The organism is Mesobacillus stamsii (assembly GCF_030814065.1).
GTDB classification, from domain to species: domain Bacteria; phylum Bacillota; class Bacilli; order Bacillales; family Cytobacillaceae; genus Mesobacillus; species Mesobacillus stamsii.
Genome location: NZ_JAUSUN010000009.1, coordinates 47189 through 66978 on the forward strand (window position 1 = coordinate 47189; position 19790 = coordinate 66978).

The 19790-nt window shown below is 43.2% G+C and carries 18 protein-coding genes; 17 read left to right on the forward strand and 1 reads right to left on the reverse strand.

The features are described from left to right. The first annotated feature begins 12 nt into the window (after positions 1-12). The 13 genes from accC (at position 13) to spo0A (ending at position 13692) form a co-directional block, all read left to right on the forward strand. Positions 13-1368, forward strand: coding sequence for an acetyl-CoA carboxylase biotin carboxylase subunit (gene accC / locus J2S25_RS09385; protein WP_044393738.1), 1356 nt, complete (start codon positions 13-15; stop codon positions 1366-1368). Between the two features lie 15 nt (positions 1369-1383). Beyond that, entirely contained in the window at positions 1384-1794 is a 411-nt protein-coding gene (locus J2S25_RS09390; RefSeq protein ID WP_044393740.1) for an Asp23/Gls24 family envelope stress response protein, read from the forward strand. 226 nt (positions 1795-2020) lie between these two features. Then, entirely contained in the window at positions 2021-2413 is a 393-nt protein-coding gene (gene nusB, locus J2S25_RS09395; protein ID WP_044393742.1) for a transcription antitermination factor NusB, read from the forward strand. Positions 2414-2467: 54 nt separating this feature from the next. After that, positions 2468-3340: a bifunctional methylenetetrahydrofolate dehydrogenase/methenyltetrahydrofolate cyclohydrolase FolD gene (folD, locus tag J2S25_RS09400; protein ID WP_044393743.1), complete on the forward strand. Its 873-nt coding sequence runs from the start codon at positions 2468-2470 to the stop codon at positions 3338-3340. Between the two features lie 129 nt (positions 3341-3469). Next, positions 3470-4825, forward strand: a complete 1356-nt coding sequence (gene xseA / locus J2S25_RS09405) for an exodeoxyribonuclease VII large subunit (RefSeq protein ID WP_044393744.1) — start codon at positions 3470-3472, stop codon at positions 4823-4825. Next, positions 4818-5051: an exodeoxyribonuclease VII small subunit gene (locus tag J2S25_RS09410; protein WP_044393746.1), complete on the forward strand. Its 234-nt coding sequence runs from the start codon at positions 4818-4820 to the stop codon at positions 5049-5051. The genes xseA and J2S25_RS09410 overlap by 8 nt, the downstream gene beginning before the upstream one ends. Positions 5052-5053: 2 nt before the next feature. After that, positions 5054-5947, forward strand: coding sequence for a polyprenyl synthetase family protein (locus J2S25_RS09415; protein ID WP_044393748.1), 894 nt, complete (start codon positions 5054-5056; stop codon positions 5945-5947). Positions 5948-6239: 292 nt separating this feature from the next. After that, the gene (gene dxs, locus J2S25_RS09420; RefSeq protein WP_307191766.1) at positions 6240-8132 is read left to right on the forward strand and encodes a 1-deoxy-D-xylulose-5-phosphate synthase; all 1893 of its coding nucleotides are present in this window, start codon (positions 6240-6242) and stop codon (positions 8130-8132) included. 3 nt (positions 8133-8135) lie between these two features. Next, positions 8136-8984 (forward strand): TlyA family RNA methyltransferase, encoded by an 849-nt coding sequence (locus J2S25_RS09425; protein WP_044393752.1) that lies wholly within the window; start codon positions 8136-8138, stop codon positions 8982-8984. Positions 8985-9086: 102 nt separating this feature from the next. Continuing rightward, complete coding sequence (gene ahrC / locus J2S25_RS09430; RefSeq protein ID WP_044393793.1) at positions 9087-9536, forward strand: transcriptional regulator AhrC/ArgR; 450 nt, start codon at positions 9087-9089, stop codon at positions 9534-9536. Positions 9537-9553: 17 nt separating this feature from the next. Then, complete coding sequence (gene recN / locus J2S25_RS09435; protein ID WP_044393753.1) at positions 9554-11245, forward strand: DNA repair protein RecN; 1692 nt, start codon at positions 9554-9556, stop codon at positions 11243-11245. 124 nt (positions 11246-11369) lie between these two features. Further along, a complete protein-coding gene (gene spoIVB, locus J2S25_RS09440) occupies positions 11370-12656 on the forward strand; it encodes a SpoIVB peptidase (RefSeq protein ID WP_044393754.1) in 1287 nt (428 codons plus the stop codon). 241 nt (positions 12657-12897) lie between these two features. Further along, entirely contained in the window at positions 12898-13692 is a 795-nt protein-coding gene (gene spo0A, locus J2S25_RS09445; RefSeq protein ID WP_044393755.1) for a sporulation transcription factor Spo0A, read from the forward strand. Between the two features lie 106 nt (positions 13693-13798). On the opposite strand, the gene J2S25_RS09450 is transcribed toward spo0A, so the two are convergent. Continuing rightward, positions 13799-14062 (reverse strand): DUF2627 domain-containing protein, encoded by a 264-nt coding sequence (locus J2S25_RS09450; protein WP_044393756.1) that lies wholly within the window; start codon positions 14060-14062, stop codon positions 13799-13801. 213 nt (positions 14063-14275) lie between these two features. Here J2S25_RS09450 and J2S25_RS09455 point away from each other — a divergent pair, with 213 nt between their 5' ends. The 4 genes from J2S25_RS09455 to buk all read left to right on the forward strand — a co-directional run bounded on the left by J2S25_RS09455 (position 14276) and on the right by buk (position 19742). Beyond that, a complete protein-coding gene (locus J2S25_RS09455) occupies positions 14276-16336 on the forward strand; it encodes a sigma-54 interaction domain-containing protein (RefSeq protein ID WP_307191767.1) in 2061 nt (686 codons plus the stop codon). A gap of 135 nt (positions 16337-16471) precedes the next feature. Beyond that, complete coding sequence (yqiS, locus tag J2S25_RS09460) at positions 16472-17371, forward strand: phosphate butyryltransferase (RefSeq protein WP_044393760.1); 900 nt, start codon at positions 16472-16474, stop codon at positions 17369-17371. A 35-nt stretch (positions 17372-17406) separates the two neighbouring features. Continuing rightward, complete coding sequence (bcd, locus tag J2S25_RS09465) at positions 17407-18501, forward strand: branched-chain amino acid dehydrogenase (protein ID WP_044393761.1); 1095 nt, start codon at positions 17407-17409, stop codon at positions 18499-18501. Between the two features lie 155 nt (positions 18502-18656). Continuing rightward, on the forward strand, positions 18657-19742 hold the full coding sequence (gene buk, locus J2S25_RS09470) for a butyrate kinase (RefSeq protein WP_044393762.1): 1086 nt from the start codon (positions 18657-18659) through the stop codon (positions 19740-19742). Positions 19743-19790: the final 48 nt, after the last annotated feature.

Here is a 19790-nt window from a genome sequence, read left to right on the forward strand (position 1 = left end):
GGAGCGATATAGATGATTGAAAAAGTACTAATTGCCAACAGGGGAGAAATAGCAGTCCGGGTCATCCGTGCGTGCAGAGAATTGGGCATAGAGTCCGTCGCTGTCTATTCGGAAGCTGACAAAGAATCTCTCCATGTACAGCTAGCTGATGAGGCATACTGCATCGGACCTAAGGCTTCAAGGGATAGTTATTTAAATTTCACCAATATAATCAGCGTGGCAAATTTAACAGGATGCGATGCCATTCATCCGGGATACGGCTTCCTTTCTGAAAACGCTGATTTTGCCGAGCTATGCAGAGAGTGTAATATCATTTTCATTGGTCCATCTCCTGAAGCGATCCAAAAAATGGGAACAAAGGATGTTGCGCGAGAAACGATGAAGCAGGCGAATGTGCCAATCGTTCCTGGTTCGCAGGGAATCATTGATAGTTTAGAGGAGGCTCAAAACCTTGCAAATGACATCGGGTATCCGGTCATTATCAAGGCAACGGCTGGCGGAGGCGGGAAAGGAATCCGTGTTGCCCGGAATGAACAAGAGATGATCAAAGGAATTACGATCACCCAGCAGGAAGCAATGACAGCGTTCGGAAATCCTGGAGTATATATGGAAAAATATATAGAAGATTTCCGTCATGTGGAAATCCAGGTCCTTGCTGACAGCTACGGCCACACCATCCACCTTGGAGAGCGGGATTGCACTATTCAAAGACGCCTGCAAAAACTGCTAGAGGAGACACCTTCTCCGGCGCTTGACGGGGAAACAAGGGCAGAAATGGGCATGGCAGCAGTCAAAGCTGCAAAAGCAGTTGATTATACTGGTGCAGGCACTGTAGAATTTATATATGACTACCACGAGCGCAAATTTTATTTCATGGAAATGAATACCCGCATCCAGGTGGAACATCCTGTAACCGAAATGGTGACAGGCGTCGATTTAATCAAGGAACAGATCAAGATTGCTTCCGGCGAAAAGCTAAGTCTTTCGCAGGAAGACGTTCAGTTCAACGGCTGGGCGATAGAATGTCGGATAAATGCGGAAAATCCAGCAAAAAATTTCATGCCATCAGCAGGGAAAATCAAAATGTACCTCCCGCCAGGTGGGTTTGGTGTTAGAATAGATTCAGCGGCATATCCTGGTTATACAATCCCGCCCTACTATGATTCAATGATTGCAAAAGTCATTACTTATGGAAGTAGCAGAGAAGAAGCAATTGATCGCATGAAGAGGGCGCTCGGTGAATTTTTGATTGAGGGAATCCATACTACCATCCCGTTTCATCTCAAGCTGCTGAACCATGAAAAATTCGTGGAAGGTCAATTCAATACGAAATTCCTGGAAATGTATGATGTAATGTCAGAAGAATAATAGGAGGGTCTAGCTATGAATGAACAGCAACACACATTGGAAATGAGCCATGACGAAAACGGATTAGGAAAAGTAGAAATTGCACCTGAAGTAATTGAAGTGATCGCAAGCATTGCTGCATCCGAAGTAGAGGGTGTTATGCAAATGCGCGGCAGCTTTGCTGCTGGGGTAGTCGAAAGACTCGGAAAAAAAAACCACGGCAAAGGTGTAAAAGTGGAGTTAGTCGAAGATGGAATCAAGGTTGATGTTTATTGCGTTATGAAGTTTGGTGTATCCATTCCTGTCGTTGCACAGAGGATTCAGGATAACATCCGTCAGGCATTATTAAACATGACCGCGCTTGATGCAACAGAAGTCAATATCCATATAGTCGGCATTCAATTCGAAAATCAAAAACCAGAAACAGAAGTCGACCAGGAAGTGTAATCACCAAAACCAAAGGCATAAAGATACATGCCTTTGGTTTTTTTAAGATAAAAAGTATAAAATTCACTTTGAGAATGGTCCAGCTCCAGCGCTTGTCGGGGCTGAACAAGGCGCTTGCGCTTTTCTTACTAATAAGTGAAAAATAATAGGAAACTATGCTTTATCCGATAGGATATGCTATTATTTTGTTAGCATCAGACAAGTGAAAAAGGAGCTAATGATTTCCATGAAAAGAAGAACAGCAAGAGAAAAGGCACTGCAAGCCTTATTTCAGATTGATATAAGCAAGGTGGATGCAGCCGATGCGATTGAACATGTGCTGGAAGAAGAAAGCGGAGATGACTATCTGAACATGCTTGTGAATGGTACATTGAAGCATCAGCCAGAGATTGATGAGGAGATCAAGATGTATTTGGAAAAGTGGTCCCTCGACCGCCTGGCAGCTGTTGACCGCAATCTGCTTCGCCTGGCTGTATATGAATTGAAATATTGCAATCAAGAAGTACCGGTGAATGTTGTTCTTGATGAAGCGATTGAAATTGCTAAATTATATGGAGATGACCAATCAAGTCGGTTCATTAATGGAGTTCTGTCGAAAGTGAAACAAAGTATCTCTTAACACCATTAGAAGCATATTGATTGGCTTTTTCACGATTACATAGGGGGAGAATGTATGGCTGCTACAATCATTGATGGGAAAGAAATTGCAAAAAAGAAAAGGTTAGAGATTGCGGACCAAGTCCAGGAGCTTAAAAAACAGGGGATCATTCCTGGTCTTGCTGTTATTCTTGTCGGAGAGAACCAAGCATCAAGAACTTATGTGAACAGCAAGCAAAAAACAGCCGGAGAACTGGGTATGCACAATGTGCTGATTGAGTTTCCGGTGTCGATTACGGAACAGGAGCTATTGGCTAAAATCGATGAACTGAATCATGATGAAGCCATTCATGGCATTTTGGTACAGCTTCCACTTCCAACACATATCAGTGAAAAGAAATTGATTGAAGCTATTTCTCCTGAAAAAGATGTGGATGGCTTCCATCCCCTTAATATTGGCCGAATGATGACCGGACAGGATGCATTTTTGCCATGTACTCCATACGGTGTGATGGTGATGATGGAGGAAATCGGAATCGACCTTTCCGGCAAGCATGTAGTTATTGTGGGCAGAAGCAATATTGTTGGGAAGCCGGCAGGTCAATTGTTTTTAAATGAAAATGCAACGGTTACCTATTGTCATTCGAGAACAAAAGATTTGAAGGAACAGACAAAGCAGGCAGATATCATTGTAGCTGCTGTTGGAAAAGCTGGATTGATTACAGCAGAACATATCAAGCCAGGAGCTGTGGTCATCGACGTAGGCATGAACCGGGACGAGCAAGGCAAACTTTGCGGGGACGTCGCTTTTGAGGAAGTAAAAGAAAAAGCAGGCTATATTACTCCGGTTCCTGGCGGTGTCGGTCCAATGACGATTGCCATGCTGATGTACAATACCTTGAAGTCGGCAAAAAATCATAGTAGCAAATTGCCAGATTCAAACCGTTAAAAAATGATTCTGCCTATATCTGTTCATCCACTTTGGATGGTGAGATACGAATCGGGTTTCTATACTTATTATTGATATGGGCAGCTTTTTCTTATCGATTAGATCAGTCTTGCCAAAGGAGTTTTTCCAATGGAGCAACAGCATTATCTTACCGTTCATGCGCTTACGAAATACATAAAACGAAAATTCGATGCTGATCCGCATTTGCAAGGTGTTTATCTAAAGGGGGAAATTTCCAACTTCAAAAGACATTCAAGCGGACACATGTATTTTACCCTCAAGGACGAGAAAGCCCGAATCCTAGCTGTCATGTTTGCTGGGTCAGCGCGAAGCATGAAGTTTATGCCCGAGAATGGGATGAAGGTACTGGTTAGAGGGGAAATCTCTGTTTATGAAGGCAGCGGCCAGTATCAAATATACATAAAAGACATGAAAACCGATGGAGTTGGCGATTTATTTGTTGCCTATGAGCAGCTCAAGAAAAAGCTTGAACAGGAGGGGCTCTTTTCTCCAAACAATAAACAATCTATTCCCAAGTACCCAAAGGCTGTCGGAATTGTTACATCCCCAACAGGAGCAGCGATAAGGGATATATTAACCACCATCAAAAGAAGATATCCAATAACAAAGGTACTGATCTTCCCAGCTCTTGTCCAAGGTGACCAGGGTGGCCCTTCCATCGTAAAGGCAATCGAGAAGGCAAATGAACAAGGCAATCTTGATGTGCTAATCATCGGACGCGGAGGTGGATCGATAGAGGAATTGTGGAATTTCAATGAGGAAATGGTCGCAAGAGCGATTTTTGCCTCGCGAATACCGATCATTTCAGCAGTTGGACATGAAACAGATTTCACGATTGCTGATTTCGTTGCAGATATGAGAGCACCGACGCCGACAGCTGCGGCTGAATTGGCTGTCCCTCATATCCAGGAATTGCTCGAGAAGATAATGAACAGAGAAACAAGACTGATGAGGGCTATGCGCGAAAAGGTGTTCTTCCAGCAGGAGCGCTACCAGCGGTTGATCAAATCTTATGCCTTTCGCTATCCGAGGAAATTGTATGAACAAAAACTTGAACAAGTGGACAAGTTGACGGAAGCATTGACCCGCGGAGCAAAGAAGCTCTATTCCAACAGAAACGAAGCGCTTATTCAATTAAAACGAAGATTGGAGCGCAGTCATCCAGAGGAAGTAAGGAAATTGTCAGCACAGAGATATATCAGAACAACGCGGGCATTAAACAGGGCGATGACAGCAGTTGTTTCAAAAAAAAGAAAAGAGTTCAACGGGACCCTGTCCACTCTTGAAGCATTGAGCCCCTTGAAAATAATGGACCGCGGATATAGTCTAGCCTACACTGAGGATGGAAATTTAATCAAGACAGTGAATCAGGTGAAGCCGGAAAGAAAAATATTCGTCAAGCTTTCTGACGGAAGCCTTCAATGCGTGGTTACCGATATAAAGGAGAGTGAGATAAGTGGCTGAAGAAAAAACCCTAAGCTTTGAACAGGCAATGGACCAACTGGAAAATATTGTTGAAAAATTAGAAGAGGGTGATGTGCCATTGGAGGAAGCCATTTCGTTTTATAAAGAAGGAATGGAATTATCCAAGCTTTGCCATGATAAGCTAAAGAATGTGGAAGAACAACTGGCTCAAATTATGAATGAAGATGGACGGACGGAAAGCTTCTTCATGAATGAGGAGGAATAGTATTGCATCCTGTTTCATTAGAATCTTTTACAAAGAAATATAAGACACTTCTTGAGGAGCGGCTCAGGGATGCAGTTGGTTCCCTGGAGACTCCGGAAAATCTTGCAAAAGCCATGCTCTATTCGCTGGAAGCAGGCGGGAAGAGAATCCGTCCGCTCCTGGTCTTTGCGGTGATTGACGCTTTTGGAAAAGACCCGATTCATGGACTTGATGCTGCTGCGGCAATTGAAATGGTCCATACTTATTCTTTGATCCATGATGATCTGCCAAGCATGGATGATGACGATTTAAGAAGGGGAAAGCCGACGAATCACAAGGTTTTCGGAGAAGCAACAGCCATTCTCGCAGGAGATGCCTTATTGACCTTGAGCTTTAGCATGCTTGCGGATATGCCAGAAGAAGCGGCATTAGCAACTGTCAAGTTTTCATTAATAAAAGGACTGTCAGTAGCAGCTGGTGCTGCAGGGATGGTTGGAGGCCAAATAGCCGATATGGAAGGGGAGCACAAGCAGCTGACTCTCGAACAATTGGAATATATCCATCTTCATAAAACTGGGAAGTTGCTTGAATATAGTATCATCGCTGGAGCAGAGATTGCTGGAGCAAATGAGGTGCAAAAGAAAATGCTGGCCAAGTTTGCGTATCATCTCGGTCTCGCTTTTCAGATACGTGACGATATCCTGGACCTAGAAGGGACAGAAGAAATGATCGGCAAACCAATCGGAAGCGATGCAATGAACGAAAAAAGCACTTACCCAGCCCTGCTTGGTCTGGAAGGAGCAAAAAAAGCCTTGCAAGATCACCTCATCCTTGCTAAAGATACTTTGAATTCAATGGGACTTCAAGTAGATGTCCTTTCACAAATTACCGATTTGATTGGGTTGAGGAACTATTAACAATCTGTGCGTCGTTGAAGACCTTTTTATCCATGTGCTATAATAAGCTGTTGGCACCTTGGTGTTGGCAGTTTTTTTACATTTGCAATGGATCGTGTGAAAAATAACCGCTGTCATCCAAGGAAAAGCTTGAAATCCGGTCTTTCTATACTATATGGTATTACTAACACCTATTTTATTATAGCCATGTGTAACTAATTTTTCTAAAACAGCATCCCTAAACAGAAGGATCGAAAACAGCCAAAAATAAAATGGCAGAATGATAAGTCAGAAATGAAAGCGAGTGGTCCGAATGGATCTTTTATCGATAAAAGACCCTTCCTTCTTGAAGAATCTTTCGAATAAGGAATTGGAAGAGTTAGGGAGGGAGATTCGGCAGTTTTTAATTGAAAAATTATCGGTCACAGGCGGACATATAGGCCCGAATCTCGGAGTTGTTGAATTAACGATTGCTCTTCATAAATGCTTTGACAGCCCGAAGGATAAATTTCTCTGGGATGTTGGACACCAGTCCTATGTTCATAAAATCTTGACAGGAAGAGCATGCCAATTCGATACTTTGCGGCAATATAAAGGCCTGTGCGGTTTCCCGAAAATGGCAGAAAGTGAGCATGATGTCTGGGAAACCGGCCATAGCTCGACCTCTTTATCGGCTGCCATGGGAATGGCAATTGCCCGAGATTTAAAGGGAGAATCTTCCTGTATCATACCGATTATCGGCGATGGTGCCCTTACAGGGGGGATGGCTTTAGAGGCGTTGAACCATATCGGACATGAGAAAAAGAAGTTGATCGTGATTCTGAATGATAATGAAATGTCGATTGCACCAAATGTCGGAGCTATGCATAATATGCTTGGACGCCTTCGCACGGCGGGCAAATACCACTGGGTAAAGGATGAACTAGAATACCTATTGAAAAAAATCCCTGCGATTGGCGGGCAGTTGGCAGCCACAGCTGAACGGATCAAAGATAGTTTAAAGTATCTTTTCGTTTCAGGAATTTTTTTCGAAGAGCTAGGTTTCACCTATCTTGGACCGGTCGATGGCCATGATTATGATGCGCTGTTCGAAAACCTTGCTTATGCGAAAAAGCAGGAAGGCCCTGTGCTGCTGCATGTCATCACCAAAAAGGGAAAGGGATACAACCCTGCTGAAAGTGATAAAATCGGAACCTGGCATGGAACCGGTCCTTATAAAATGGAAACAGGTGATTTTGTTAAACCAGATTTGTCGCCGCCTGCTTGGAGCAAGCTTGTTAGCGAAACGGTAAGGAAAATGGCCAGGGAAGACGAACGGATCGTCGCGGTAACACCAGCAATGCCTGTTGGATCAAAATTGGAGGGATTCGCTAGTGAATTCCCAGATCGGATGATTGATGTTGGCATTGCAGAGCAGCATGCAGCTACTTTTGCTGCGGGTTTGGCGACACAAAAAATGAAGCCATTTCTCGCGATCTATTCCACCTTCCTCCAGCGTGCTTACGATCAGGTGGTCCATGATATTTGCCGTCAAAATCTAAATGTGTTTATTGGCATTGATCGGGCAGGCCTTGTAGGAGCGGATGGAGAAACGCATCAAGGTGTATTCGATATTGCTTTTTTAAGACATTTGCCAAATATGGTTTTGATGATGCCGAAGGATGAAAATGAAGGACAACATATGGTAAACACTGCCATTCATTATGATGATGGACCAATTGCAATGCGTTATCCTAGAGGCAATGGTCTCGGCGTCCCTTTGGATGACGAACTGAAGCTGATACCGATTGGCAGCTGGGAAGTGCTTCGAAAAGGAGAAGATGGAGCGATCCTCACGTTCGGTACCACGATTGCAATGGCAATGGAAGCGGCAAATATTCTTCAAAAACAAGGCATATCCATCAAGGTTGTCAATGCCCGTTTTATCAAGCCGCTTGATGAAAAAATGCTCACAGAGATTCTCAACAAAAATATGCCAATCTTGACGATCGAAGAAGCTGTTCTTCAGGGCGGATTCGGGAGCTTCGTGCTTGAAACAGTGCATGACCTTGGCTTTGGGCACGTTGAGATCGACAGAATGGGCATTCCGGACAAGTTTATAGAACATGGCAGCGTGGACAAACTGCTTCAGGAAATTGGCATGACAACAGAAGATGTAGTTTTAAGGATGCAAAAGCTTGCAAGAAAGAAACAAAAAAGGGCGTAAGCAATGAAAATGAAAAAAGAACGTTTAGACGTACTGCTAGTAGAACGCGGCCTTGCCGAAACAAGAGAAAAAGCGAAAAGGACCGTGATGGCAGGACTTGTGTACTCAAACGAATCCAGACTTGACAAGCCAGGTGAAAAGATTAGCGTCGACCTGCCGTTGACGGTAAAAGGAAACCCTCTCCCATATGTAAGCCGCGGCGGATTAAAATTGGAAAAGGCTTTGGCAATTTTTGAACTTGATGTCAAAGGGAAAACGCTGCTCGATATTGGAGCTTCCACTGGAGGATTCACTGATTGCGCCCTGCAAAATGGTGCTAAAATGTCTTATGCCCTTGATGTTGGCTACAATCAGCTCGCCTGGAAGCTTCGCCAGGACGAAAGGGTTGTCGTGATGGAGCGGACAAATTTCCGTTATGTGAAACGAGAAGACTTTGCAAAAGGGATGCCTGATTTTGCGAGTATTGATGTTTCGTTTATTTCCCTTCGTCTCATCTTGCCGGTCCTTAAAACACTGATCGTAACTGGAAGTGATATCGTGGCGCTCGTAAAACCGCAGTTCGAGGCAGGAAGAGATCAGGTAGGCAAAAAAGGAATCATCCGTGACAGGAAGATTCACGAACAGGTTTTAAACAGAATCCTCTCTTTTTCCATGGAAGAAGGCTATGACGTCCTCAACTTAAGCTTCTCGCCAATTACCGGTGGCGACGGCAATATTGAATTCCTGCTCCATCTCCAGTGGAACAATCGTGAAGAAAAACCAGGGAAATTGATGGCAAAGCTCCTGCCTGAAGAAGTCGTGACGAATGCACATGATCAATTAAAATCAAAACAAACTAGTAGCGAAGAATAGACTGAAACGTCTGTTCTTTTTTTCTGAAAGATTGTACATTTTATTAAAATCGGCTAACATAAGGGTATAGGAATGTTCGGATTTTTCCCAGAGGTGATAGGAATGAATAAAGGACAACGACTAATTAAAATCCGTGAACTGATTGCGAGCAGAGATATCGAGACTCAGGATGAACTCGTCGACCGTTTAAAGTCAGCGGGTTATAATGTAACACAGGCCACAGTTTCCCGTGATATTAAAGAGCTGCATCTAGTAAAGGTGCCGTTGAGTGACGGACGATATAAATATAGCCTCCCCGCTGACCAGCGATTCAACCCATTGCAAAAATTAAAGAGAGCGCTAAAGGATGCTTTTACGCGTATCGATCAAGCTGGACATCTGTTAGTCATGAAAACCTTGCCAGGCAACGCAAATGCAATTGGCGCGCTGATAGACAATTTGGATTGGGATGATATATTAGGGACGATTTGTGGGGACGATACGATCTTGATTATTTGCCGGACTCCGGAGGATACAGAGCGAGTCACAAATCGTTTTCTAGAGATGCTGTAAATAGAGGTGACGTTTGCTTGTTAACTGAATTATCAATACGTAATTTCGCGATTATTGAATCTTTATCTGTTTCTTTTACGAAAGGATTAACTGTTCTCACCGGAGAAACAGGTGCCGGCAAATCGATTATTATCGACGCCATCCACTTGCTGGTCGGCGGGAGAGGATCAGCTGAATTTGTCCGGCATGGCGAGGATAAGGCGGAGATCGAAGGATTGTTTTTTATTGAAGACCCGAATCATCCAAGTAAAGCGAAAGCAGCAGAATTCGGCATCGAAATAGAGGACGGAATGATCGTTTTAAGAAGGGATATTGCAGCCAATGGGAAAAGTGTGTGCAGAATCAATGGGAAACTTGTCACCATTGCTGTCTTGAGAGAAGTTGGTTCCACACTGATTGATATCCATGGACAGCATGAACATCAGGAACTCATGGATGAAACTAGGCATATCAACCTTCTCGACCAGTTTGGCTCCGAGGAGATCTTGCCAGCGATCCAGGAGTATCGTCAAGTGTATAGATCGTTCGAACAAACACTCAAAAAGCTTAATAGTCTCAAGTTAAATGAGCAGCAAATGGCACACAGATTAGACCTAATCCAATTCCAGCATGATGAAATCCTGTCCGCAAACTTGATGATGAATGAGGACGTGGAATTGCTGGAAGAGCGACGGAAGCTTGCCAATTTTGAACGAATTTTTGAAAGCATCCAGATGAGCTATAATGCACTGCACGGCGATCAGCAAGGTCTGGATTGGATTGGTCTCGCCATGGATAATCTCCAAACAGCTGCGGAGTTGGATTCTGAGTATAAAACTGTTGCAGAAGCAGTCGCGAATAGCTTCTATATGATTGAGGATGCTGCGAGAACGATCAGGAATCACCTTGATTCTCTTGAGTATGACCCTCAGCGCTTGCTGGAGATAGAAGACAGATTGAATGAAATGAACCAGCTTAAGCGAAAATATGGAAAAACGATTGAAGAAATTCTTGAATATGCCTCAAAAATAGAAGAAGAAATCGAAACTTTGCAAAATAAAGAAGTCCATATTGACCAGATGGAAAAAGAATTGGCCTCGCTCAAAAAAGATTTGCGGATTGAAGCTCATCATATAACACAAATCCGAAAAAAATGGGCCAAGAAACTGACAAAACTAATTCATAAAGAATTAAAAGAACTTTATATGGAAAAAGCTGTATTTGAACTAAAGATCGATTCAGACCTAGACGATTTTCATAAAAATGGGGTAGATAAAGTTGAATTTTATATTTCAACGAATCCAGGTGAACCCGTAAAGCCATTATCAAAAATTGCTTCTGGAGGAGAATTGTCTAGAATCATGCTCGCACTAAAAAGTATTTTCTCTAAACATCAGGGTGTTACGTCGATAATTTTTGATGAAGTGGACACAGGTGTCAGCGGGAGAGTAGCACAATCCATCGCCGAAAAGATCTACCATGTATCGACTGACTCCCAGGTTCTCTGTATTTCGCACTTGCCTCAAGTAGCAGCAATGGCGGATACCCATCTTTATATCGCGAAAGTGATAAAAAACGGGCGGACAAAAACCTCTGTCACTCCCCTGTCCGCTGCTGAAAAGGTAAAGGAAATTGGCAGGATGATTTCCGGAGTCGAAATCACAGAGCTAACAAAGCAGCATGCAGAGGAATTGCTGCAAATGGCACAGAGTATGAAGACCGTTACTTGAAAAGCTATCCATAATGGGTAGCTTTTTTATTTTTATACTAGTTATAAATGAGACAAGTCAAGGCAAAATTAAAGGTGTAGCCATTTTTGATGTGTGTGAACTAGAAGCGAGGAGAGTGAATGGAATGAAAAAAGATTTTCTCAGAAAATTTATTGGTGGAATTCTCCTTGTTTCATTAATTGCTCTAGGATATGCAAAACCAGTACATGAATATTTATCTATTCCAGGTGAATTGACATTGTTCGAGGGGCAAACTCTTGAGTTCCAGGCAAATGCAGCTCAAGTAACGGCTCCTTTAAAGGATTCGAGCATTACGGTTGACCAGAAAGATGAAACGGTTTCGATAGACGCCAAGAGACATGGAAAGGACGAAATGGTCCTTGAGTTAGCCGGCTTTCCAGTGAAAAAGGTCGATGTAAATGTCCTAAAGGATTTTAAGGTCAGACCGGGTGGTCAATCAATAGGCGTAAAACTTAATACGATTGGTGTCCTAGTGGTCGGGCATCATCAGGTTCAGGCAGCGGAAGGAAGGGTATCACCAGGAGAGCTGGCTGGTATTAAGAAAGGCGATATCATCACGGAAATCAATGGACAGCAAATAGAAAAAATGGCAGACGTCGGCGATCTTGTTAAACAAGCAGGAGCCAATGGAAAGGCGTTGGATGTAGTCATCAAAAGGGATAATGAAAAAATCAAAACGAAGCTTCAGCCTATGAAGGATGTAAACGAAAACACGTATAAACTTGGCTTGTATATACGTGATTCGGCAGCAGGTATTGGGACGATGACGTTTTATCATCCTCAGTCCAAAAAGTATGGCGCGCTTGGCCATGTCATATCAGATATGGATACTAAAAAGCCGATTGTCGTTGAAGATGGGCAAATTGTGAGGTCAACCGTTACTTCCATCGAAAAAGGCGGGAAAGGGAATCCGGGTGAAAAGCTGGCTCGTTTTTCTGCTGACAGAGAAGTAATTGGAACGATCAGCAGAAACAGCCCATTTGGGATCTTCGGGGAGTTGAACAAAGAGATTGCGAATGGGATTTTTGATAAACCATTGTCGATTGCTCTGTCGCATCAAGTAAAGGAAGGGCCAGCAAAAATTCTTACCGTTGTCGATAATGACGAGGTGAACCTTTTTGATATAGAAATTGTTAGCACCATCCCGCAAAAATTTCCGGCAACAAAGGGGATGGTTATCAAGATAACCGATCCTGAGCTGCTTGAGAAAACGGGCGGAATTGTCCAGGGAATGAGCGGCAGTCCGATCATACAAGACAACAAACTTGTCGGGGCTGTCACGCATGTGTTCGTAAATGATCCAACAAGCGGATATGGAGTCCATATCGAATGGATGCTAAATGAAGCCGGAATTGACATTTATGAAAAACAAAGAGAACAGGCAAGTTAACAGAAATTTGGCGGCGATATAATGCCGCCTTTTCTTTGTTTAAAAGGATATTCGACAAAATCCTCCTCTCCTTATTGTCAACTATCGAAATGAGTCGAAAAACAAAGGAAAAGGAAGAAAACATAAGAAAATATTACTTTTTTAAGAAAAAATTAAAAATAAAAGGAATATCTGTTGCATTGTCGAATTAGTTATTTAGAATAGAATTTAGAGAACAGATTGATTGAGGAGGAACTAAGCAGTGAGCAAAATAAAAGTATGCATTGTAGATGATAACAGAGAACTAGTCGATCTTTTGGAAGAATTTATTTCATCACAGGAGGATATGGAAATCGTCGGTGTCGCCCATAACGGCCAGGAATGTTTGGAAATGCTGGAAGACACGGATCCTGATGTCCTGCTTTTAGATATTATCATGCCTCATCTTGATGGACTCGCGGTGTTAGAGAGACTCCGTGATATGAAAAAAGCAATCATCCCGAATGTCATCATGCTGACAGCCTTCGGACAAGAAGATGTGACGAAAAAAGCAGTAGAGCTTGGAGCATCCTACTTTATTCTGAAACCATTCGATATGGAGCAACTCGCTGTGCATATCCGTCAGGTAAGTGGCAAGGCAAAAATGGTAGCAAGAAAGCCTTCTTCCCTCAATTATGGAAGGGCTAATGCAGAACAAAAGCCCAAAAATCTAGATGCTAACATTACTAGCATTATCCATGAAATTGGAGTTCCTGCTCATATTAAAGGTTATATGTACTTGCGTGAAGCTATTTCCATGGTATACAACGATATTGAACTCCTTGGATCAATCACAAAAGTTCTCTATCCAGATATTGCAAAGAAATTCAATACAACGGCCAGCAGGGTAGAACGTGCAATCCGACATGCGATTGAGGTAGCGTGGAGCAGAGGGAATATTGAATCCATTTCTTCCTTATTCGGCTATACAGTAAGCATGTCAAAAGCAAAGCCTACGAATTCCGAATTCATTGCAATGGTCGCCGACAAGCTGCGTCTAGAGCATAAAGCCTCTTGAAGGAGTTAGAAAAGATTTCGCTATTTTTCCATACATCATAACAAATCTTACTTGATTTCTTTTTAAGTCGGAGTCAAGGATAGAAAATAAAACACAGGCCAGATCATCATGGCCTGTGTTGCTTTTTATTGCTATCCGGAATGCGGAAAAATGCCTGTACTTTATTTCTCTTACGGTCCCGATGCAGAATGAAACCAGCGATGAATCCAAGTCCCGCCAGAAAAAAGAGTAGTCCAGACAGGAACTGAAGCCATAAATAGGGAAAAGGGACCTGTAAAATTCCGAAAACCATATCACGCATTAGTTTTACCCCTAAAGCAGCAATAACACCTGGTATTACCATGATGAGTAACGCGACAATTCTGATCATTTGAAAATCCCCTCATTAAGGTTGTCCTCTTTAGAAAGTATACTTCAACATAAGCTTTTTCCGCAATATTTGTTGTTTGCAATTAGCTGCAGAAAAAGTGGACACGAAAGAAATTTGTCAGTTTGTTTAAAAACCATTACAATGAAATTGAAAGATATTGCAGGCTGTAAAGGAAGATTCATGAAATATATTTCCAACATGTGGTGAATAATTATGCAAAAAATAATGATTGTAGGTGCAGGCAAGGGTGGAATAGCGATCCTTGATATTTTTAAACAAACGGCCTCTATAGCTGCGGTTATTGACATTAATCCAAATGCTCCCGGAATACTAGCTGCGCAGGAAGCAGGTATCCCTACAGGGGTAGACTGGCAAGCGTATTTGTCCGCTGAATTGGATATCATTATCGAAGTGACCGGGGATGAAAAAGTTTTCCAGGAATTGAGAGATGCTCGCAGTAAAAGCACGGTACTGATCCCGGGAAGCGTCGCATTTCTTCTTGCAACTTTGTTACAAGAAAAGGAAGAACTAATCAAGACTCTTAGAAAAATTACATATGAACATGATTTAATCTTTAATTCCTCTGGAGACGGCATGGTCGTTATTAATACAGAAGGAATAATAACTTTATTCAATAAGAGCGCTGAAAAAATTATTGGGAACAAGAGGGAGCGCGCTGAGGGCCGGCATGTTCTGGAGATCATTCCGACCAGCAAACTTCCGAGAGTCCTGCTTACGAGAAAGATCGAGTCTAATCAAGAATTATTGCTGTCCAATGGCTCAAAGATTATCACAACAAGAATTCCGATCATTGATGAGAATGACCAGCTGATTGGTGCCTTTTCTGTATTCAAGGATATCACCGAAGTAGTAAATCTTGCGGAAGAAATCACAAACCTAAAAGAAATCCAGACGATGCTCCAGGCAATCATTCATTCCAGCGATGAGGCTATTTCCGTAGTCGATGAGGATGGCCGAGGGATTATGATTAATCCTGCTTACACGAGAATAACCGGGCTTAAAGAAGAAGAAGTAATCGGACAGCCAGCAACTGCAGATATTTCTGAGGGAGAAAGCATGCATATGAAGGTGCTTCAAACGAGGAGGCCTGTTCGCGGAGCAGCGATGAGGGTTGGCCCGAAAAAAAAGGAAGTAGTCGTAAATGTTGCCCCTATCATAGTGGATGGGAAATTAAAGGGCAGTGTCGGGGTTATCCATGATATGTCTGAAATCCAAAGTCTTAACCGGGAGCTCCATCGCGCAAGGCAGATCATTCGGACGCTCGAGGCGAAATATTCGTTTGAGGATATTATTGGCCAATCGGAAGAAATGACAATCCCGATTGAACAGGCGAAGCTAGGAGCAAAAACACCTGCAACGGTCCTCCTCCGCGGCGAATCAGGTACAGGGAAGGAGCTTTTTGCTCATGCAATTCACAATGCCAGTGACCGCAAGTTCAACAAATTCATTCGAGTCAATTGTGCCGCGCTTTCAGAGTCTCTGCTAGAAAGTGAACTTTTTGGTTATGAAGAAGGGGCGTTCTCAGGGGCAAAAAGAGGTGGGAAGCGCGGATTCTTTGAAGAAGCAAACAGCGGAAGTATTTTTTTGGATGAAATCGGCGATTTGCCAGCAAATACGCAGGCTAAATTACTGCGTGTCCTGCAGGAAAGGGAAATTGTCCGTGTCGGAGGAACAAAACCTGTGCCTATCAATGTCAGGATAATTGCTGCAACCAATGTAAATCTTGAAAAAGCGATAGCTAATGGCAGTTTTAGGGAAGATTTATATTATCGGCTGAACAGGATGCCGATCCATATCCCCCCTCTCAAAAGAAGGAAAGATGACATTCCTCTGCTTTGCGAAAGATTGATCCAGAAAATAAATCAAGACTACGGACGAAATGTTGAAGGTGTATCCAATCGTGCCCTTAAGAAGTTGATGGCATATGACTGGCCAGGGAATGTCAGAGAACTAGAGAATGTGCTCGGCCGGGCAATCATTTTTCTACATTATTCCGAGACCATCATTCAGGAAGAACATCTTCCTGAACTTCAGAAAGGCGAGGAGAAGAAAAGGGAGAGCGGCGAGACTGATCCAATCCGTTCAGAGACTTTAGCCACGCAATTGGAAATATACGAAGAAAGCGTGATAAAATCAACTCTTCATTCTATGAAAGGCAATAAAACTGCGGCTGCCAAAGTATTAGGGATTTCTGTTAGGAATCTCTATTATAAACTTGAAAAATATGGTATTGAAACAAATGGCATGCAATAACCTTCATAGTACGCAAAATTTTGCAGAATATTTTTCAGCAAGAGTAAAACGTTTTCATGTTTTTTGATTGGCATGCTTCTTGCAATAAGATACTAATGGGTGATGTGCAAACGAAAGAAAGGATGGACTAAAAACATGAAGCTTGACTCGCTGATTAGCACGGCCTCTCAAAATGGCAAAAAAACCATCGCAGTAGCAGCGGCAGAAGATCCACGTGTATTAGAAGCAGTTGCCGGGGCTGTTGAAAGAAACCTTGCAGATTTTTTTCTCTATGGAGATGAAGAGGAAATCAATAGAATCATCGCTGCACAATACCCTGTTCTCGCGAATCATCAAGGAATTGAAATTTTCTCTGCATCAAATAATAATGCAGCCGAGCTGGCAGTGAAAGCTGTAAATGCGAATGAAGCTCAGGTAGTGATGAAGGGGAATATCCCGACTGCTGCAATCTTGAAGGCAGTCCTGAATAAAGAATATGGTCTCAGAGCAGGAGCGGTATTATCGCATGTAGCTGTGTTTGAAGTGCCTGGGTATGACAGATACTTAATCGTTACCGATGCTGGGATGAATATCGCGCCGGACCTTGAACAAAAGGCACAAATAATTACGAATGCCGTCAGGGTAGCTCATTCAATCGGTATTGATATGCCAAGAGTAGCGCCTCTGGCAGCGGTGGAAGTAGTCAATCCTACTATGCAAGCCACCACGGATGCAGCGGCATTGACGGTCATGAATCAAAGAGGGCAAATTTCCGGTTGTATTGTCGATGGCCCGCTTGCGCTCGACAATGCGGTATCACAGCTTGCTGCAGAGCACAAGGGAATCAAGAGCGACGTCGCCGGGAAGGCTGATATCCTTTTAGTGCCTGCAATCGAAGCCGGTAATGTATTGTATAAATCATTAGTTTACTTCGCCAATGCAAAAGTTGGCGCAGTCATAGCTGGGGCAAAAGCTCCAATCGTGTTGACATCCAGGGCAGATACAGCGGAAAGCAAGCTATATTCTCTTGCACTGGCATTATGCTCTACTAACTAACAAATAACCTACATAAGTAAAAGGGGGAACTAGAAATGGAAATCTTCAAGTATCTTGAACAGTATGATTATGAGCAGGTAGTGTTTTGCCAAGATAAGCAATCAGGGTTGAAGGCGATTATTGCCATACATGATACAACTTTAGGTCCAGCTTTGGGAGGTACCCGTATGTGGACTTACGCTTCAGAAGAAGCAGCGATCGAGGATGCTCTTCGACTTGCAAAGGGGATGACTTATAAGAATGCCGCAGCTGGTCTTAATCTTGGCGGAGGAAAAACGGTCATCATCGGCGACCCGCGCAAGGATAAGAACGAAGAATTGTTCCGTGCATTCGGCCGGTATGTCCAGGGCTTAAATGGCAGGTACATCACCGCTGAAGATGTAGGTACGACAGTGGCTGATATGGACTTGATCCATGAAGAAACAGATTATGTAACTGGTATTTCTCCAGCATTCGGTTCTTCTGGTAATCCTTCACCTGTAACTGCTTACGGTGTATACAGAGGAATGAAGGCCGCTGCAAAGGAAGCATTTGGCACAGATTCTCTTGAGGGGAAGACAATCGCAGTGCAGGGTGTAGGAAATGTCGCCTTTCATCTATGCCGTCATCTTCATGAAGAAGGAGCGAACCTGATCGTAACGGACATCAATAAAGAAGCAGTGCAGAGAGCGGTCGAAGCATTCGGGGCCAAGTCTGTAGCCCCAGAGGAAATCTATGGAGTAGACTGTGATATTTATGCTCCTTGTGCCTTAGGTGCAGTTATTAATGATGAAACGATTCCACAAATCAAAGCAAAGGTTATTGCAGGTGCAGCAAACAACCAGCTGAAGGATGCCAAACATGGGGATATCATCCATCAAATGGGGATCGTTTACGCTCCTGATTACGTCATCAATGCTGGCGGAGTAATTAACGTAGCAGATGAGCTATATGGCTACAATGCTGAAAGAGCGATGAAAAAGGTTGAAACGATTTATAATAATATTGAAAAAGTAATTGAAATTGCCAAGCGGGACGGGATTCCTACCTATAAAGCAGCAGACCGTATGGCGGAAGAACGTATTGAAAGAATGCGCAATTCTCGCAGTCAGTTCCTGCAAAATGGCCAACATATCTTAAGTCGCCGTTAACCTTTTTTGTCGCTTGTTTTTGTGATGAAAAGGATAAGCCTTAATCAAACATGACTACAGAGTGCGCTGAACCATTCCTTCGGCGCCTCTGCTGTTCTTCCATGCTACTGATATTACGGATTAAAGATGCTTGTAAGCAAAATGGAGGTTTAACTGTGCAACAAACCGAACATCGGATTCTCGTGATAAATCCAGGATCTACATCAACGAAAATAGGTGTATTTGATAACGAAGTGTCCATTTTTGAAAAAACGATCCGTCATGATTCAGCTATTATTAACTCCTATGAAACCATCATCGATCAATACGAATTCAGGAAGAAGACGATTCTTGAGTCGCTTGATACGGAAGGCATTAATATTTCGAAACTAAGTGCAGTTTGTGGGCGCGGAGGTCTTTTACGGCCGATTGAAGGTGGAACATATAAGGTTAACAAAAAAATGCTGGAAGATCTGCGGGCAGGATTCTCTGGCCAGCACGCATCAAATTTAGGTGGTATTTTAGCGTTTGAAATTGCTTCAGGTTTGAACATTCCGTCGTTTATTGTGGATCCAGTCGTGGTCGATGAACTAGAGCCAATTGCCCGTGTATCTGGATTCTCGCTCATTGAACGCAAGAGCATTTTCCATGCTCTCAACCAAAAGGCGGTTGCGCGAAGGGTCGCGAGGGACCTCGGTAGGAAATATGAAGAGCTGAACCTCATCATTACCCATCTCGGTGGCGGGATCACCGTGGGTGCTCATAAAGGAGGAAGGGTGGTGGATGTCAACAATGGTCTGCATGGAGATGGTCCATTTAGTCCGGAACGTGCAGGCACCGTACCAGCTGGAGATCTTGTTCAGCTTTGCTTTTCTGGAGATTACTTTCGGGATGAAATCATGAGAATGCTTGTCGGAAGAGGAGGTCTTGTTGGCTATCTGGGCACAAATGATGCAGTCAAGGTTGAAAAGATGATCAAGCAAGGGAATGAAAAGGCGAAACGAGTTTATGATGCGATGGCATACCAGGTGGCAAAGGAAATCGGTTCTGCCAGCGCAGTCCTGGCTGGAAAGGTTGATGCGATTGTTCTTACTGGGGGACTTGCTTACGGCAAGGAATTTGTCCAGAAAATTTCTGAACGCATCAATTGGATTGCGGATGTTCTTGTTCATCCGGGAGAAAACGAATTGCAAGCTCTTGCTGAAGGAGCTCTTCGAATTTTACGAGGCGAGGAAGATGTCAAAGAATACCCAGGCAGTTAAATCCTGCAAGACAAGGATGGTTCTTTTTAATCCAATTTCATTCCTATT

Excerpts from the sequence above, each read along its gene's own strand:
- accC (WP_044393738.1), top strand. The coding sequence starts at position 13 with ATGATTGAAAAAGTACTAATTGCCAACAGGGGAGAAATAGCAGTCCGG.
- J2S25_RS09390 (WP_044393740.1), top strand. The coding sequence starts at position 1,384 with ATGAATGAACAGCAACACACATTGGAAATGAGCCATGACGAAAACGGA.
- nusB (WP_044393742.1), top strand. The coding sequence starts at position 2,021 with ATGAAAAGAAGAACAGCAAGAGAAAAGGCACTGCAAGCCTTATTTCAG.
- folD (WP_044393743.1), top strand. The coding sequence starts at position 2,468 with ATGGCTGCTACAATCATTGATGGGAAAGAAATTGCAAAAAAGAAAAGG.
- xseA (WP_044393744.1), top strand. The coding sequence starts at position 3,470 with ATGGAGCAACAGCATTATCTTACCGTTCATGCGCTTACGAAATACATA.
- dxs (WP_307191766.1), top strand. The coding sequence starts at position 6,240 with ATGGATCTTTTATCGATAAAAGACCCTTCCTTCTTGAAGAATCTTTCG.
- J2S25_RS09425 (WP_044393752.1), top strand. The coding sequence starts at position 8,136 with ATGAAAATGAAAAAAGAACGTTTAGACGTACTGCTAGTAGAACGCGGC.
- ahrC (WP_044393793.1), top strand. The coding sequence starts at position 9,087 with ATGAATAAAGGACAACGACTAATTAAAATCCGTGAACTGATTGCGAGC.
- spoIVB (WP_044393754.1), top strand. The coding sequence starts at position 11,370 with ATGAAAAAAGATTTTCTCAGAAAATTTATTGGTGGAATTCTCCTTGTT.
- J2S25_RS09450 (WP_044393756.1), bottom strand. The coding sequence starts at position 14,062 with ATGATCAGAATTGTCGCGTTACTCATCATGGTAATACCAGGTGTTATT.
- J2S25_RS09455 (WP_307191767.1), top strand. The coding sequence starts at position 14,276 with ATGCAAAAAATAATGATTGTAGGTGCAGGCAAGGGTGGAATAGCGATC.
- yqiS (WP_044393760.1), top strand. The coding sequence starts at position 16,472 with ATGAAGCTTGACTCGCTGATTAGCACGGCCTCTCAAAATGGCAAAAAA.
- bcd (WP_044393761.1), top strand. The coding sequence starts at position 17,407 with ATGGAAATCTTCAAGTATCTTGAACAGTATGATTATGAGCAGGTAGTG.